This is a genomic window from Aeromonas veronii bv. veronii (assembly GCF_000820225.1).
Classification (GTDB): Bacteria; Pseudomonadota; Gammaproteobacteria; order Enterobacterales; family Aeromonadaceae; genus Aeromonas; species Aeromonas veronii.
The window spans coordinates 74,760-89,330 of the sequence record NZ_CDDK01000007.1 but is presented as its reverse complement, the minus strand read 5'-3'; the positions used below and the strand labels follow the sequence as shown (position 1 = coordinate 89,330).

General features: G+C 54.7%; 16 protein-coding genes and 1 pseudogene. 4 read left to right on the top strand and 13 right to left on the bottom strand.

What is annotated here, in order from left to right; all coding sequences use genetic code 11:
* Window positions 1–73: 73 nt before the first annotated feature.
* Both arcC and arcA read right to left on the bottom strand, forming a co-directional pair.
* A complete protein-coding gene (arcC, locus tag BN1139_RS03480) occupies window positions 74–1,000 on the bottom strand; it encodes a carbamate kinase (protein WP_005356275.1) in 927 nt (308 codons plus the stop codon).
* Between the two features lie 62 nt (window positions 1,001–1,062).
* Window positions 1,063–2,272: pseudogene (arcA, locus tag BN1139_RS03475) on the bottom strand (arginine deiminase).
* Between the two features lie 747 nt (window positions 2,273–3,019).
* Here arcA and BN1139_RS21625 point away from each other — a divergent pair.
* From BN1139_RS21625 to BN1139_RS03465, 3 genes are all read left to right on the top strand, one after another.
* On the top strand, window positions 3,020–3,196 hold the full coding sequence (locus BN1139_RS21625; RefSeq protein ID WP_005339717.1) for a hypothetical protein: 177 nt from the start codon (window positions 3,020–3,022) through the stop codon (window positions 3,194–3,196).
* 97 nt (window positions 3,197–3,293) lie between these two features.
* The gene (locus tag BN1139_RS03470; RefSeq protein ID WP_005339716.1) at window positions 3,294–3,941 is read left to right on the top strand and encodes an AAA family ATPase; all 648 of its coding nucleotides are present in this window, start codon (window positions 3,294–3,296) and stop codon (window positions 3,939–3,941) included.
* Window position 3,942: 1 nt separating this feature from the next.
* A complete protein-coding gene (locus tag BN1139_RS03465; RefSeq protein ID WP_005339715.1) occupies window positions 3,943–4,311 on the top strand; it encodes a hypothetical protein in 369 nt (122 codons plus the stop codon).
* 738 nt (window positions 4,312–5,049) lie between these two features.
* On the opposite strand, the gene hemN is transcribed toward BN1139_RS03465, so the two are convergent.
* From hemN to BN1139_RS03440, 4 genes are all read right to left on the bottom strand, one after another.
* Window positions 5,050–6,423 carry an oxygen-independent coproporphyrinogen III oxidase gene (gene hemN, locus BN1139_RS03460; RefSeq protein WP_005356267.1) on the bottom strand — a complete coding sequence of 458 codons (1,374 nt, stop codon included), beginning with the start codon at window positions 6,421–6,423 and terminating at the stop codon, window positions 5,050–5,052.
* A gap of 31 nt (window positions 6,424–6,454) precedes the next feature.
* Entirely contained in the window at window positions 6,455–6,895 is a 441-nt protein-coding gene (locus BN1139_RS03455) for a DUF2489 domain-containing protein (RefSeq protein WP_005339712.1), read from the bottom strand.
* Window positions 6,896–6,906: 11 nt separating this feature from the next.
* Window positions 6,907–7,485 carry a Der GTPase-activating protein YihI gene (gene yihI / locus BN1139_RS03450; protein WP_005356264.1) on the bottom strand — a complete coding sequence of 193 codons (579 nt, stop codon included), beginning with the start codon at window positions 7,483–7,485 and terminating at the stop codon, window positions 6,907–6,909.
* An 838-nt stretch (window positions 7,486–8,323) separates the two neighbouring features.
* Window positions 8,324–8,941 (bottom strand): c-type cytochrome, encoded by a 618-nt coding sequence (locus BN1139_RS03440; RefSeq protein ID WP_005339710.1) that lies wholly within the window; start codon window positions 8,939–8,941, stop codon window positions 8,324–8,326.
* 142 nt (window positions 8,942–9,083) lie between these two features.
* Here BN1139_RS03440 and yihA point away from each other — a divergent pair, with 142 nt between their 5' ends.
* On the top strand, window positions 9,084–9,740 hold the full coding sequence (yihA, locus tag BN1139_RS03435; protein ID WP_005356260.1) for a ribosome biogenesis GTP-binding protein YihA/YsxC: 657 nt from the start codon (window positions 9,084–9,086) through the stop codon (window positions 9,738–9,740).
* Window positions 9,741–10,225: 485 nt separating this feature from the next.
* On the opposite strand, the gene spfP is transcribed toward yihA, so the two are convergent.
* The 7 genes from spfP to BN1139_RS03405 all read right to left on the bottom strand — a co-directional run bounded on the left by spfP (window position 10,226) and on the right by BN1139_RS03405 (window position 14,550).
* Window positions 10,226–10,273 (bottom strand): small protein SpfP, encoded by a 48-nt coding sequence (gene spfP / locus BN1139_RS21945; RefSeq protein ID WP_462101308.1) that lies wholly within the window; start codon window positions 10,271–10,273, stop codon window positions 10,226–10,228.
* A 243-nt stretch (window positions 10,274–10,516) separates the two neighbouring features.
* Entirely contained in the window at window positions 10,517–10,777 is a 261-nt protein-coding gene (locus BN1139_RS03430; protein WP_005339708.1) for a DUF1488 family protein, read from the bottom strand.
* Window positions 10,774–11,595: a shikimate dehydrogenase gene (gene aroE / locus BN1139_RS03425; protein WP_005356257.1), complete on the bottom strand. Its 822-nt coding sequence runs from the start codon at window positions 11,593–11,595 to the stop codon at window positions 10,774–10,776. The genes BN1139_RS03430 and aroE overlap by 4 nt, the downstream gene beginning before the upstream one ends.
* A gap of 103 nt (window positions 11,596–11,698) precedes the next feature.
* Window positions 11,699–12,607, bottom strand: a complete 909-nt coding sequence (hemF, locus tag BN1139_RS03420) for an oxygen-dependent coproporphyrinogen oxidase (RefSeq protein ID WP_005356247.1) — start codon at window positions 12,605–12,607, stop codon at window positions 11,699–11,701.
* Between the two features lie 112 nt (window positions 12,608–12,719).
* Window positions 12,720–13,280 (bottom strand): L-threonylcarbamoyladenylate synthase type 1 TsaC, encoded by a 561-nt coding sequence (tsaC, locus tag BN1139_RS03415; RefSeq protein ID WP_005356244.1) that lies wholly within the window; start codon window positions 13,278–13,280, stop codon window positions 12,720–12,722.
* 134 nt (window positions 13,281–13,414) lie between these two features.
* Window positions 13,415–13,918 carry a 5-(carboxyamino)imidazole ribonucleotide mutase gene (gene purE, locus BN1139_RS03410; RefSeq protein ID WP_005339704.1) on the bottom strand — a complete coding sequence of 168 codons (504 nt, stop codon included), beginning with the start codon at window positions 13,916–13,918 and terminating at the stop codon, window positions 13,415–13,417.
* A gap of 74 nt (window positions 13,919–13,992) precedes the next feature.
* Window positions 13,993–14,550, bottom strand: a complete 558-nt coding sequence (locus BN1139_RS03405; protein ID WP_005339702.1) for a DNA topoisomerase family protein — start codon at window positions 14,548–14,550, stop codon at window positions 13,993–13,995.
* Between the last annotated feature and the right edge of the window lie 21 nt (window positions 14,551–14,571).

The window sequence follows — 14,571 nt, the reverse complement described above, 5'->3', positions numbered from 1 at the left end:
CAATTTAGGCAGTAGTGTTGACTACGCATTCTTCAGTACAGATTTGTGCAGACCCCGGAGGGCCGAATTTCAATTACGCATTCACGGTACGGGTGGCGACGATATTGGTACCGGCTTCACCCTTGAGGATGGCGAGGCCATCTTCCAGCGAGCCGATGCCGACCATGCCGCCGGTCGCTTTGACAAATTCACAAGAGGCTTCGACTTTCGGCCCCATGGAACCTGCGTCGAACTTGACCCCGGCCAGCTCGTCCGGGCTGGTGACTCGCAGCGGACGCTGGGTCGGTTTGCCCCAATCCAGATAGACGGCATCGGCATCGGTCAGGATCAGCAGGGCGTCGGCCTTGATCTGCTTGGCCAGGTAGGCGGCAGACATGTCCTTGTCGATGACGGCTTCGATACCGGTCAGGCTCTGGCCATCCCAGGTCACCGGGATACCGCCACCACCGGTACAGATGATGAGGTGGCCCTGGGCAATCAGAGTTTCGATGGCGTCGCCTTCAACGATGCGCTGGGGCAGCGGGGACGGCACTACGCGGCGGAAGAACTTGCCGTCAGCCTTGACCACCCAGTGCTTCTCTTCTGCCAGGGTGCGGGCTTCAGCCTCTTCGTAGACGGGGCCGATAAATTTGGTCGGATTGGCAAACGCCGGATCCTTGGGATCGACCTGCACCTGAGTCAGCAGCGCGGTGACGTTGCGGCTCGGCATCAGGTTTTTCAGCTCCTGGATCAGCATGTAGCCGATCATGCCCTGGGACTCGGCACCCAGCACATCCAGCGGATAGGGGGATACCTTGGTGTAGGCGCTGTTTTGCAGGGCCAGCAGGCCGACTTGCGGGCCGTTGCCATGCACCAGCACCACGTTGTACTCCTGAGCGATCAGGGCGATGGTCTTGGCGGCAGTTGCGATATTCTTGCGCTGGATATCCGCTTCCAGTGGCTCACCACGACGGAGCAGTGCATTGCCACCCAGAGCGACGACGACAGTTGGTTTTTTCATAGTGGTTAATCTCGAGTTTGGTTCTGTGTGGCGCCAGCTTCTGCCGGCGCCACGCCGTCTCATCAGATGCTGTCGCGTTCCATCGGGCAGCTCATGCAGCGGGCTCCGCCGCGGCCGCGGCCCAGTTCATCACCCGGGATGGAGAGAACTGTGATACCGGCTTTGTCATATTTCTCATTGGTGTAGGTATTGCGCTCGTAACCCACCACCACGCCGGGACGTACGGTCAGCACGTTGTTGGCGTCGTTCCACTGCTCGCGTTCGGCTTCGAAGCTGTCACCGCCAGTGGTGATGATCTTCAGCTGATCCACGCCCAGTGCTTTCTCGATAGCGGTGACGAAGTAACCCTCTTCCTTGATGTTCATGCCGGTGGCGCCGCCCGGAGTCAGGCTCCAGCACTGCACATCCTTGCGGATCACTTCCGGATAGACGGAGAAGGTGTCGATGTCCATGTGAGTCATGACGGTATCCAGGTGCATGCAACTGCGGTGTTTCGGCAGCTCCATGGCGATGACCTGCTTGGCCTGACCATGTTTGAACAGGCTGCGAGCCAGGTGCTCGACACCTTGCGGGGTGGTGCGCTCGGACATACCGATCAGCACGGCGCCACGGCCGATCACCAGTACGTCGCCACCCTCGATGGTGGAGTTGTCGTAGTCACGCACCTCGTCACCGAAGTACTTGATGAAGTCCTGACCGGCAAACATCGGGTGCCAGCGGTAGATAGCCTTCACATGGTTGGTCTCGCGGCGACGGGCCGGCTTGGCCATCGGGTTGATGGAAACGCCACCGTAAACCCAGCAGGAGGTGTCACGGGTAAAGAGGTGGTTGGGCAGCGGCTCGATGATGAAATCGGTCGGAGCGTGCATTCCCACTACCATGTTGACGCCGCTGTAGGGCATCTCGGAGTAGGTCAGGCCGCCGGGCCAGTTCACGGTGCGGCATGTCAGCCAGGAAGCAGCGCACGTCGTTGGCAAAAGAAGAGCCGAGGCGGTAGTCGGAGACCTGGTGTTGCAGCAGCCAGGTTTTGGCTTCCGGCACATCAAGTGTTTCCGCCAGCAGATTGGTCAGCAGGAAAACTTCGACATTCTGATCGCGCAGTACCTGAGCGAATTTGTCGTGCTCCTGACCGGCACGTTCAACAGACAGGACGTCATCGAACAGCAGATCCTGGCAGTTGGAAGGAGTCAGACGCTTCAGACTGAGGTTGGGGCGGTGCAACATGACACGGCGCAATTGGCCAACTTCAGAACCTACATAAAATTTGCTCATGATTATATTCCGTCTAGCAGTGGTCCCTGCGAGTGATTGAATAGATTCCTTCTATTCATGCTCGTGGCTAAGGCGGGATATTCTTTATGTAGGGTAATCGGCTTATGTTCTATCCTGCCCTTGCCTTTCGAGACCGAGGTTAGCCCTGCGAATCACGACAAACTTAGACATTGATCACATTCACTCAGAACTGAATATATTCACCATCCAATCTATGACCCCGGTAGCAAATTGCGCATTTTCCACACAAGGCAAACCGAATAACCATGCAAAACCACCCTGCTATATTTCAGATTGATTCATTTTTTATTCATGCCAGCTCACTGGAGTGATTAAATGAAAATAACAAAAACTGTTAAAAATCATTAATATAAATAACTTTACAAATAAAATTTGAATATTACTCCCTAGGTATTGAATACATCGCCGTGACGGGAGGAACGCGGGAGAAATAAATACTCACATCTACCACATTCACTGCATAAATCTTTTCTTGTTCCAGATCATGGCATTGATGCCAACCCCATCAGGCTCGGCCTCATAAGTCATCACCTCTTTGTGCAGTTCAACTTAATATGCACAAAGTCCGCATCAAGGTGGGCAGCCATCCTCGTCGGTCACCACAACGCCTTTTGATACTTTTTTCATTAATTGAATTTATTCGTCTCACCTTGCGCTGGCGCCAACCTCGACTTAACTCAGAAAGTGATCCAGATCACACAGGAATGGCACTACCAAGGAGTTGTTATGAAAATGAAACCCATGCTGTTGCTCGCGACTTTGCTGCTCTCTGCGCTCCCCACCCTCAGTCAGGCTGAAGGAGCCCCTGCCATGCCCATGGTGGTATGCCATGTCGACAAGGCCCCCCAGATGCTGGTGCCTGACTATGTCTGCCGCTGGCAGGGAGGCAGCGTTCATTACTAGTCGAAACAACGAGAGGAGCATCACTCCTCTCGCCTTGTGATGAGACAGGCCCCTCCTATACTGAAATCAGCGGTTTTCTCATGGATAGGGGAACGTCATGATCTTGTTGGTCGGTGGAGAGAAGGGGGGGAGTGGCAAGAGCTGCCTGGCACAAAATCTGGCGGTCTACCTCAGATCCCAATTTCAGGGGGAGGTGTTACTAGTCGACTGCGACCCGCAGCGCACCACCTCTGACTGGATTCAGGAGCGCAATGACAACCCGGAGCTGCCACAAATCAACTGCGTGCAGCTCTATGGCAATATTCGCAACGACCTGCTCAGCCTGAAAAACCGCTACGACTACGTCATCGTCGATTGCGGCGGGCAAGACAACCGGGCACTGCGCTCCACCATGGCTGTCGCCACCCACGCCCTGATCCCCTTGCGCCCGAAACGCCGCGACCTCAAGACCCTACCCCACATGGAAGATCTCATCACTACCTGCAAGATGGTCAATCCGACCCTCAATGCAGCCGTAGTGCTGACCCAGTGCCCCGCTCTGCCCAATCAGGTAAAACGCATTCTGGAAGCGAAAGAGGTTTGCTCCTCGTTCGGTGTCGACGTCCTGAACGCCATCACCTATGGTCGCAACGTCTATGACGACAGCGAAGAGAAGGGACTGTCGGTGATGGAGATCGAGCCGGATGGCAAATCCGCCGAAGAGATCCGGGCCATCGCCAAAGAGTTCCTGCAAGTGGGGGTGTGAGATGGGTCTGGCCGATCTGAAGAAAAAGCACCAGCTGCATCACCAGAAGAAGTTCACCGTCGACGAATTTATCGAAGATGCGGAGTTCTACGCCAAGGGCAAACCCAAGGTGGTCAGCCTTGAACTGGGCCTGCATCGTGATGAAGCCTTGTCGGCGCTGGCCTTTATCGAGAGTGGTGAGCACCTGAAGCCCAGCTACAAAAAAGCCACCTTCTCCATGAGCACGGTGGCCATCGACGAGCTGGGTAACCTGACCCAGCAAGACGGCATGAACAAGTCCCTGTTGCTGCGCCTCTTTACCCACTACTTCTCTTCGCTCACCCCGGAAGAGCGCCAGACCATCTATGAGCGACTCAACCAGCGCTCATAATTTCTCCATTCAACCGCTCTTTGTGTGCCTCGCCAACTCACCCCGAATGACCATCATCAGACTGCAAAATCTGTTTCTGAAGCAACCAAAACATCGCGTAAGAGATCTGCCATTCCATATGTAAGCCAACAGCCGAAAAGATCCCCGAGATAATCGGAAGATAAGATCTTAAAACATGAAGACGACATACTTAACTAGCTGTTTATAAATGAATAAATCGAAACTCGTCACTTTCGAAACAGCTAATGACAAAAACGTTTTCCAATCTGGCGTTGTAGCCGGTTAGAAAATCCTTATAGTTACTCATGCACGGACGCAATGAAGTCGGTCAGGAAGACTGGCTGCCAGGGTTGGGCAAATGGACTCACCACAGGATGTGGTAAAGGACACCTCCCAGGACGGAGAAAGTGCGACGGGACAGGATGACTCGTCAGGCCAAGATGGCTAAAGGACACCCCAAAGGATTGGGAAGGGGAAACCTAAAGGAAGAGGTAAACAGTCAGGGATTGCAGGGAGCAACTTCGTTCAAGGATCTGAGCGATACGACTACCGGGGGCGACGCAAGTCGCCCCCATCTTTTTATCTGCGTTTCACCGCGACCATTGCTTGATTCCCAATTGCTTGCCTCAGCGCAGAGACATCTTACCAGAACCTTCCCGACCCGCTGCTTAAGCAAAAATACAGATGAGAAGGGCGCCACGATGGCGCCCTTCTCTGTTTTCTAATCGGCAAACAAGCTTATATCACGCGAGAGAACTGCTGCTGGCGCGCCTTGTTGCGCAGATAGACATCGAAGCACATGCAGATATTGCGGATCAGCAGCTGCCCCGTGGAGGAGACCTCCAGACCATCCTCCGTCATACGCACCAATCCATCGTTGATGAAGGTCTGCAGCAGCTTGAGATCGTCGGCAAAATACTCTCTGAAATTGAGCCCGTGCGCCTGTTCGACAGCGGCAAAGTTCAGACGGAAATCACAGATGAGCCGCTTGATCACCTCACGGCGGATCAGGTCATCCTGATTGAGCGAGCAGCCTTTCCACTGGGCATGACCCAGCTCTGCAACCTGTGCGTAATAGGTCTTGAGCTCTTTCTGGTTCTGGGAGTAGGCATCACCGATCATGCTGATGGAGGAGACCCCCAGCCCCAGCAGATCGCAATCACCTTGAGTGGTATAGCCCTGGAAGTTGCGGTGCAGCTTGCCCTCGCGCTGCGCCACTGCCAGTTCGTCATCTGGTTTGGCAAAATGGTCCATGCCGATGAACTGGTAACCCTGACCGGTGAGGAAGGCTATGGTGTCCTGCAGCATGGCCAGTTTCTCCTGCGGCGCAGGCATATCCACCTCTTTCAACTTGCGCTGGGCGGCAAAGCGACTCGGCAGATGGGCATAGTTGAAGATGGAAAGGCGCGCTGGATCCGTCTTGAGCACCTCTTCCAGCGTATGGTGGAAACTGGCACGATCCTGATGCGGCAGGCCATAGATAAGGTCGAGGTTGGTCGAGCGGAAGCCTAGTTCACGGGCCCGTTCCAACATGGCTTTAATAAAGTCGTTGTCCTGCTCGCGGTTGACCGCAACCTGCACATCCTTGTTGAAGTCCTGCACCCCAAGGCTGATGCGGTTGAAGCCGACGTCTCGCAGCACATCCAGCATGGTAATGGCAATCTCGCGCGGATCGACCTCGATGCTGAACTCCCCCTCTTCGGCGAAATGGAAGTGCTCACGCAGCATGGCCATCAGACGGCGCGTTTGTGCTTCATCCAGATAGGTGGGTGTACCGCCACCCCAGTGCAACTGGGTGACCATACGGTGCTTGAAGAGCGGGGCTTGCGCCTTGATCTCCTGCTCCAGGTAGTCGAGATACTCGTCAGCCTTGTGCTGATGGCGGGTAATGACCTTGTTGCAGCCGCAGTAGTAGCAGAGCTTGTGACAGAAAGGGATATGCACGTAGAGCGACAGATTGCGCTCGGGATACTGGCCGGCAGCGCGGACAAAATCCGGATAGCCGAAGCTCTCGTTGAACTCCAGCGCAGTGGGATAAGAGGTGTATCGCGGGCCACTGTAGTTATATTTTTCGATCAGGGCCTGATCCCACACAATCTGTTCTGCTTGCACGCTCGCTTCCTCTCTTGTTGTTATTGTTGGCTCACCGACCTAACTGAAAATCCTTCAGCTGGGCCACATCCTTGAGGATCTGAGCCTCCAGCTCGGCCTCGTAGCCGCTGCGTTCGAGATCCATCTTCATCACTTCATTGCGCTTGAGGGCGCGTCTGGCCTCATGAGTCGGCATATCTTTCACCTTCTCATACAGCCCGTACAGACCCGGGAACTCGGCAACGAACGCTCGCCCCCCCTTGATCTGCAACGCATCCAGCAGATTGGTCAGCCGAATGGCGCCTTCGGAGTAATCGCACTGCCCCTCCTGCACCGCATGGGCAATGACCCGTACGCTCTCCAGAATTCGCTCATTGCGAGCGGTAATCGCCTGCCACTGCATCGCTTGCTGTCGTCTCAGCCTGGCCAGCAGCATGCCTGCATAGATGGCCAATCCTGACAAAATCAGGCCGCCCAACAGGGCGGCCAGCATCCATCCACTCATCACTTTTTCTTCGGCTCAGGCTTGGGTTCCGGCTTGAAATCGACCTGGTTGAAACGGTCCCACAACTCCTCTTCGGAGGCCGGTTTCTGCTCGTCGAACTCGGCGTCATCGCCATCATCAAACGGCAGCTCATCATCGTCGTTGTCGATGATGCCCAGCTCATCCATCAGCTCCTGATAACGGTCGACACGCTGATCAACCCAGGCCTGCTCGGCCGCTTCCAGGGTTTCGCCGGCATCAAGACGATCCAGCAGATCATTCAAGCGGTCATCGTTTTCGATGGAAGCCAGCTCCTGCTCGGGCGTCATCACCAGCTTCTTCTCTTTCACCGCCTTGGGTGCTGCCGGCTTCTTCTGTTTGTCATCCACCACCAGAACTACCGGCTTGCGGGAACCGATACGCGGATCTTTGGACTGGCTGTTGCCAGACTTGTTCTTCGGCTGTTCAACTTGCTGACGAGAACCAGCCTTCAGGCCCTTGCGCTTGGCAGCCCGTTTACGCTCACGGCCTTCCTGAGCACTGACATCAGATTCTTTGCGCTTGCCAGTAGGCTTGCGAGTGGGTTGTTTGGCAGACATGAATGGCTAACTCCGAAAAAAAAACTGGTTTGACCCGTACCCGGGATGATCTCACCCGGTGGGATACGATGCGAGGAACAGTAAGGCTGGAACAAGAGCAGGATCCCGCACCAATCAGGCCCAATCAGGCCACTGAACACCGCAGGATCGGTATCCTCTGGGCATGTTGCTGGTATTTTGACACAGAATGGCTAATCGGGTTAATGACCCAAAAGAAAAAAGGCAGCCGAAGCTGCCTTGATATGTTCATGCGTGCGCCATCCTGAATGGCAAAACAATCTGTTTCGTCCTCTCCGTGACAACTTGTCGCCGCATCATATCGTTGTGTGGTCATCCTGACCTTATATTGGTCGTTCCTGAATGTGCGTGTGCCTGTTTGACCCGTCTCGACCGCATCCTGCCATCGTGCCGGGGAGTCTGCATCCCGCAACCCCATCCCGCTCCGGAGATGGTCACCATCCTGATCCTTCAATCCTTTGCCAGCTCATCCGAGCCCATGGCATCCCGCCACGCCAGCCATCCTCTGCTCACAACACCCTGTCGTGAAACTGCCACCCAATCCGTGGGTGAATCCATTAAGCCTACTGTACCAACTCTATAAAGCGGCTCAATCCACTCAAAACATTCTCAACATGTCGAAAAATATCAACACTCATATAATTCATTGATAAATAATGATTATTTAATATTTTATGCAATTTTATGAGCCTTGACCTGCCTTGAGAATGGGAGATCTCTTACAGAACGGGGGGATTAAACCGAGAATTATCTGAAAGCCATAAAAACAACGGGGAGCCCAAGCTCCCCGTTTCAACTCAAATCGACCGTATCGACTATATCAGTGCAGACCCGCCACATATTTGGAGAGGGCTTCGATATCCTGATCAGTCAGTTTCTTGGCAACGTCCCGCATCATTCCATTCGGATCGTTGTCACGCGTGCCAGCACGGAATGCGGTGAGCTGAGCCTTGATATAGGCAGGATGCTGGCCGGACAGGTTGGGATACTTCGCCTGTTCGACACCCGAGCCACGGGGACCATGGCAAGCCGTACAAGCTGCCAGACCGCGACTCATGTCACCACCCATATAGAGCGCCTTGCCCGCTTCGACCACGTCGTCAGGGACAGCGATAGGGGTAACCTTCAGGCTGGAGAAATAAGCCGCCAGGTCATCCATGTCCTGTTCCGACAAAGGTAACGCCATCGGCCCCATCACTGGCGCAACCCGGCCAATTTGACCAGAAGCGGCAGCCTTCAGTTCAACTAACTGCTTTTTGATATATGATGCGTGCTGACCAGCAATTTTGGGGTACATATCAACCAGGCTGTTTCCGTCCGGTCCATGACAAGCCGCACAAACGGCAGCCTTGGTCTGTCCCGCAGCGGCATCGCCCTTGGCTTGTGCCATCCCCGTTACGCCAACCATCAGAGCAAGAGTAATGACTAGGTTCTTCATGGCGTTCCAACTTTTCGTTATTAGGCTTCCAGATCCCATGCCGCTGAAGGCATGTTAAAATAAACGCGTTTAAGCGACGCTATTTTACACCATTTTACAAAAAAGTAACTCTATAACCCTCTATCTCCATGGGGAATTTACGTTGGATACACAAACTCTGAATTTCAATAAGGTGCATTTTGTGACCAGCGCACCCGACATCCGTCACCTGCCAAATGATGGGGGTGTCGAGATCGCGTTTGCCGGCCGTTCCAACGCCGGTAAGTCATCTGCATTGAACACCTTAACCAAACACAAGAACCTGGCGCGCACCAGTAAGACACCTGGTCGTACCCAGCTGATCAACCTGTTTGAGCTGGAACCGGGCAAGCGTCTGGTCGACTTGCCGGGTTATGGTTATGCGCAAGTTCCGCTGGAAATGAAGCTCAAGTGGCAAAAGTCACTGGCAGAGTATCTGCAGCGCCGTGAGTCATTGAAAGGTCTGGTGATCCTGATGGACATCCGCCACCCGCTCAAAGATACCGACATGAACATGCTGGAGTGGAGCTCGCATCGTCAGTTGCCCGTCATGCTGCTGCTGACCAAGGCTGACAAACTGAGCCCCGGCCCGCGCAACAACCAGGTGATCAAGGTGCGCCAGGCCGTTGCCAACCTCGGTTCCCAGATCCAGGTCGAAGCGTTCTCCTCCCTCACCAATATCGGTGTGGAGAAGCTGGCGCAAACCCTGACCGAATGGTACGTCAGTGGTGACGATACCGACCTGCTGAACGCTTACGAACAGCAACCTGCCGAGGAGTAATCTACTCCTCGCTCTCCTTGCAATTGGCGGAGCACTCCTCCGCTGATTGAAAGGGTTTCAGATTGCCGCTTTCACCTGCCTCACGACAAACACCCCGCATTCGCCTCCCCGGCTATATCCATTACCGCTTACAGTTCATATAGATAGGCAGTTGATTCACGCAAGGAATTAACATCTAAAGACGTTGAGAGCGTTTTCAAATTCGTTCTTTCAAAACGAACAATAATTACAAAATGAGACAAAAATGAAATTTAATTACAAGATCTAACCGGAAGGGATAAAAATGAGGCCGGACGACAGTGATGCCATCCAGCCTGAAATAATAAGTTCAAAAAATTGGGAAGAAGCTGAATCTTGAGTACCAGACGACAGGTATTCCTCAAGAAGCAGCCTCATTCTATCAAATGCATCGCCAATTTAAAGCATTTACTCTAAATGGCGCGCATAAAAAAACACCCCGACGAGAACCTCATCGGGGCAGCTATTCAGCCACATTCAATTACGTGAAATAAAAGGTCTGAAAGATAGAACATCTTACCTCTGTACCCTACGCAGACAACTGTACAGCAAAGCAGCAGAAAGTGAAAGTAATTTATGTAATTTAGTTTCACAACTTACAGATTAAGAAAAAATCTTTTATTTTCATACAGATAAAAAAATCCCCAGTACGAATACCGGGGAGTTATAAAGGTGACTAGCTAGCACTTCCTCAACTATCTAGTTAGTCAGCGCCATTTCAAAGTAGTTCCGCTACAAAACAAAAAAACTTTGAAAAATCAGAGATAGATAGCACCATCTTCAGCAAACTCTTGTTCTTCAATGAGTTTTTCAGCCAGATCTTCAATGTCAAAACGCACACTTTCAAAGGCTCTGACGATATCATCCTCCCTCGTCAGCGCCAGACCGGTCATTCTCTCCAGTCGCCGCTGGCTTATGTAACAATCTATCAGCGCCCCCATCTGCTGGGCAGGAAAACGCACCCGCTGTTCGTCAGCCTGCCACTCCATCAGATCGGGAAACAGAATACCCTGGTTCATATCACCCCCAAGTTACGCTTCAACTCTCTCAATACCTGTTTAGTCCCGGGACGAATTCCGCGCCACACGGTAAACGCTTCGGCGGCCTGCTCCACCAGCATGCCGAGTCCATCCATGGTTTGACGGGCCCCATGCTGTTTGGCCCAACTGATAAACGCCGTATCCGAGGCGCCATACATCATGTCGTAGATGGCAATATCAGTGTGGATCAGGGCAGGGGCCAACGGCGGTAGCTCTCCTTGCAGGCTGGCAGAAGTCGAATTGATGACGAGATCGAACGGCCCTGCCAGCTGCTCATAGGTCTGGGCGGTCACGGGCCCCAGATCGTGGAATTCGGCAGCCAGCTGCTGCGCTTTTGTGTGGGTGCGGTTGGCGATCACCAGCTCGCTCGGCAACTCAGCCAGCAGCGGCGCCAATGCACCACGAGCCGCGCCACCGGCACCCAGCAGCAGGATCCGGCTATCCGCCAGCGTCACACCATGGGACTTGAGATCGGCGACCAATCCGGCGCCATCGGTATTATCCCCCAGCAACACGCCATCATCGGTCAGCTTGATGGTATTGACCGCGCCCGCCCGCTTGGCCCTCGGGCTCAAGCGATCGACCAGAGTGAATGCCTGCTCCTTAAAGGGAACGGTGACATTGCATCCCTTGCCCCCTTGGTCAAAGAAGATGCGCAGGGCTTGGGCAAACTCGTCGACGGCGGGTTCAGCCAGCCCATACTCCAGCTCTTGCTGGGTTTGTCTGGCAAACAGGGTGTGAATGAAGGGGGACTTGCTGTGGCGCACCGGGTGGCCAAAAACCAGATAACGATCCATCAAAGAGTTCCATCAGAGGGCAATATTCCGATTTAACGGGTTTTCGCACTCGGGAACAAGCCGAATAACGGCCAGTAAAAAGGGGCCATCATGGCCCCTCGGGTCACAGCCACTCTCGCGGCGTGAGGTAATCGGTGTAGAGCAAGGCTTCAGGAGTGCCCGCCTTCGGCTGCCAGTCATACTCCCAACGTGCCAACGGTGGCATCGACATCAGGATTGACTCGGTACGTCCGCCAGTCTGCAACCCGAACAGGGTGCCACGGTCATACACCAGATTGAACTCCACATAACGACCGCGACGATAGAGCTGGAACTCCCGCTCCCGCTCGCCATAGGGCAGTGCCTTGCGTCGTTCAATGATCGGCAGGTAGGCATCGAGATAACCTCGACCTACCGCCTGCATAAAGGCAAAGCAGTCGGCAAAAGGCCAGCGATTCAGATCGTCGAAGAAGAGGCCGCCCACCCCTCGCGTCTCATTGCGGTGCTTGAGGAAGAAGTAGCGATCGCACCAGGATTTGAACTCGGGGTAGATCTCATCACCAAAGGGCTGGCAGAGATCACGGGAGACCTGATGCCAATGCTGGACATCCTCGGCAAACGGGTAGAAGGGCGTCAAATCGAAGCCACCGCCAAACCACCAAATGGGATCTTCGCCTTCCTTCTCGGCAATGAAGAAACGGACATTGGCGTGGCTGGTCGGCACATAGGGGTTGTGCGGATGGATCACCAGCGACACGCCCATCGCCTCGAACTTGCGACCGGCCAACTCGGGCCGATGGGCTGTAGCAGAGGCAGGCATGGCATCGCCATAGACATGGGAGAAGTTGACGCCCCCCTGCTCGATCACCGCGCCGTGGCGCAGCACACGGGTGCGACCACCGCCACCGCCTTCACGGCTCCAGGCATCTTCCACAAAGTGTCCACTGCCATCGGCCTGCTCCAGACCCCGGCAGATCTCGTCCTGCAACTGCAACAGGAAGGCCTTGACCTGGGCCACATCCGGTTTGCTCATCTTGTCTCCAGTCAGGCAGGATCGTGAACGCCCTGTCCATTTTTATAGTTAAATCAATCCGATGAGCTCACCGCTCAGCGGATTGATGGCAAATCATGACGTATCCGCCTGCTCAGGAGGGGCGAATAATGGCGCCGGTTCGGGCGTCCTTGATCTCTGATGGGTTGGCTTGACCACCCACTTCACCGGGCAGGATGTAAGCTAACTTGCTTGCCAGCCGCTCACCAATATCGGCCACCCGACGGGCAGGCTCCTCACCGGTCAGGTTGGCGCTGGTAGAGACCAGCGGCTTGCCAAAGGCGCGACACAACGCCTGCACCTGAGGATGAGCCGTCACGCGTACCGCGAGGGTCTCGAACTGCCCGGTCAGCCAGGCCGGCGTCGTTGCACGGGCAGGCATGATCCAGGTAAAGGGGCCGGGCCAGCTGGCTTCAACCCGAGCCAGTTGTTCACCACTAAGTTGGCTCAGATCGATGTAATCCTGCAATTGCTCTACGTCGGCAGCAATCAGGATCAACCCCTTCTCAACCGGACGCTGCTTGATGGCCAGCAGTCGCTGAACCGCCACTTCGGAGTCGGGATCACACCCCAGACCAAACACGGCCTCGGTCGCATAAGCGATCACCCCTTCCTGCTGGAGGGCAGCAACCGCCTGTTCAAATTCATTTGGCATAGGAAAAATGCGGCAGCCTGGCTGCCGCCTCGTCACTTAGTAGCAAGTTGAATCCGTATGGCGGCGACCATGGTAAAGTGACGTTTTACCGTTGCACAAGAAAATACGACACATCCGGATCGCCACCCGTTCACTTACTTGAGTTGAGCCTGCAGGGCGGCATCCTTGGCCATCACCTCTTCGGCATTCTTCTGGCGTTCGGCCCGAACCTTGGCCGCCAGTTCATCATCGGCTACTGCCAGCATCTGGGCTGCCAGATAACCTGCGTTCTTGGCACCGGCTTTGCCGATCGCCACGGTCGCCACCGGTACACCACCCGGCATCTGCACGGTGGAGAGTAGCGCATCCAGCCCTTTGAGCGGGCCACCATCGATGGGCACCCCGATCACAGGACGAGTCGTGATGCCGGCTACGGCACCCGCCAAATGCGCCGCCAGACCGGCAGCACAGATAAAGACCTTGCAGCCACGGGCCTCGGCATCGGTCACATACTGATGGGTCGCAGCCGGTGTGCGGTGTGCGGAGGTGACTTTGACTTCCACTGCGATATCAAATGACTTGAGCACCTCGAGGGTGGTTTGCATCACAGGGAAATCAGAATCAGAGCCCATCAATACGGCAACAAAGGGTTTATTCATGGTGGGAATTTCCTTACTCCAAGTGGGGGGTTGAAGTTCACCGAAAACGTTTCAATCCGGTTGCGGCGGCGGGATTATACCTGCTCACTTTGGTGGCCGCATTTCTTTTGCGGACAGACCCAACGCAGAGTTCCCCTCACTTTTTTCTCTACCATGATGCCCCAACCACACGCGGGACAAGGCATGGGGATCGGCTTGTCGTTCACCACATATTTGCAGTGTGGATAGCCATCACAGGAGTAAAACTGCTTGCCGTAGCGGGAGGTGCGGCTCACCAGATGACCCTTGCCGCACTCGGGGCAGAGGATCTGGGTATCATCGCTCTCCTGCAGGGATTCGATGTGCTGACAGGCCGGATACTGGGTACAACCGACAAACAGACCATAACGCCCCTTCTTGATCGCCAGCGGCTCTCCGCAATCGGGACAGGCAGAGCCTTCGAGCACCTTTTCGATGTCGCGGCCGGATGGCGTCAGGGAGCGTATGTAATCACAGGCAGGATAGGCAGAACAGCCGAGAAAGGGGCCATGTTTGCCCTGGCGGATCACCAGCTCGGCCCCGCACTGCGGGCACGGCTCGCGCTCGAAGGCATGTTCGTGGGCTGAAAAGAGGTGATGATCGATTTTTGACATGGGCCGCGCCTTGAAATCCAG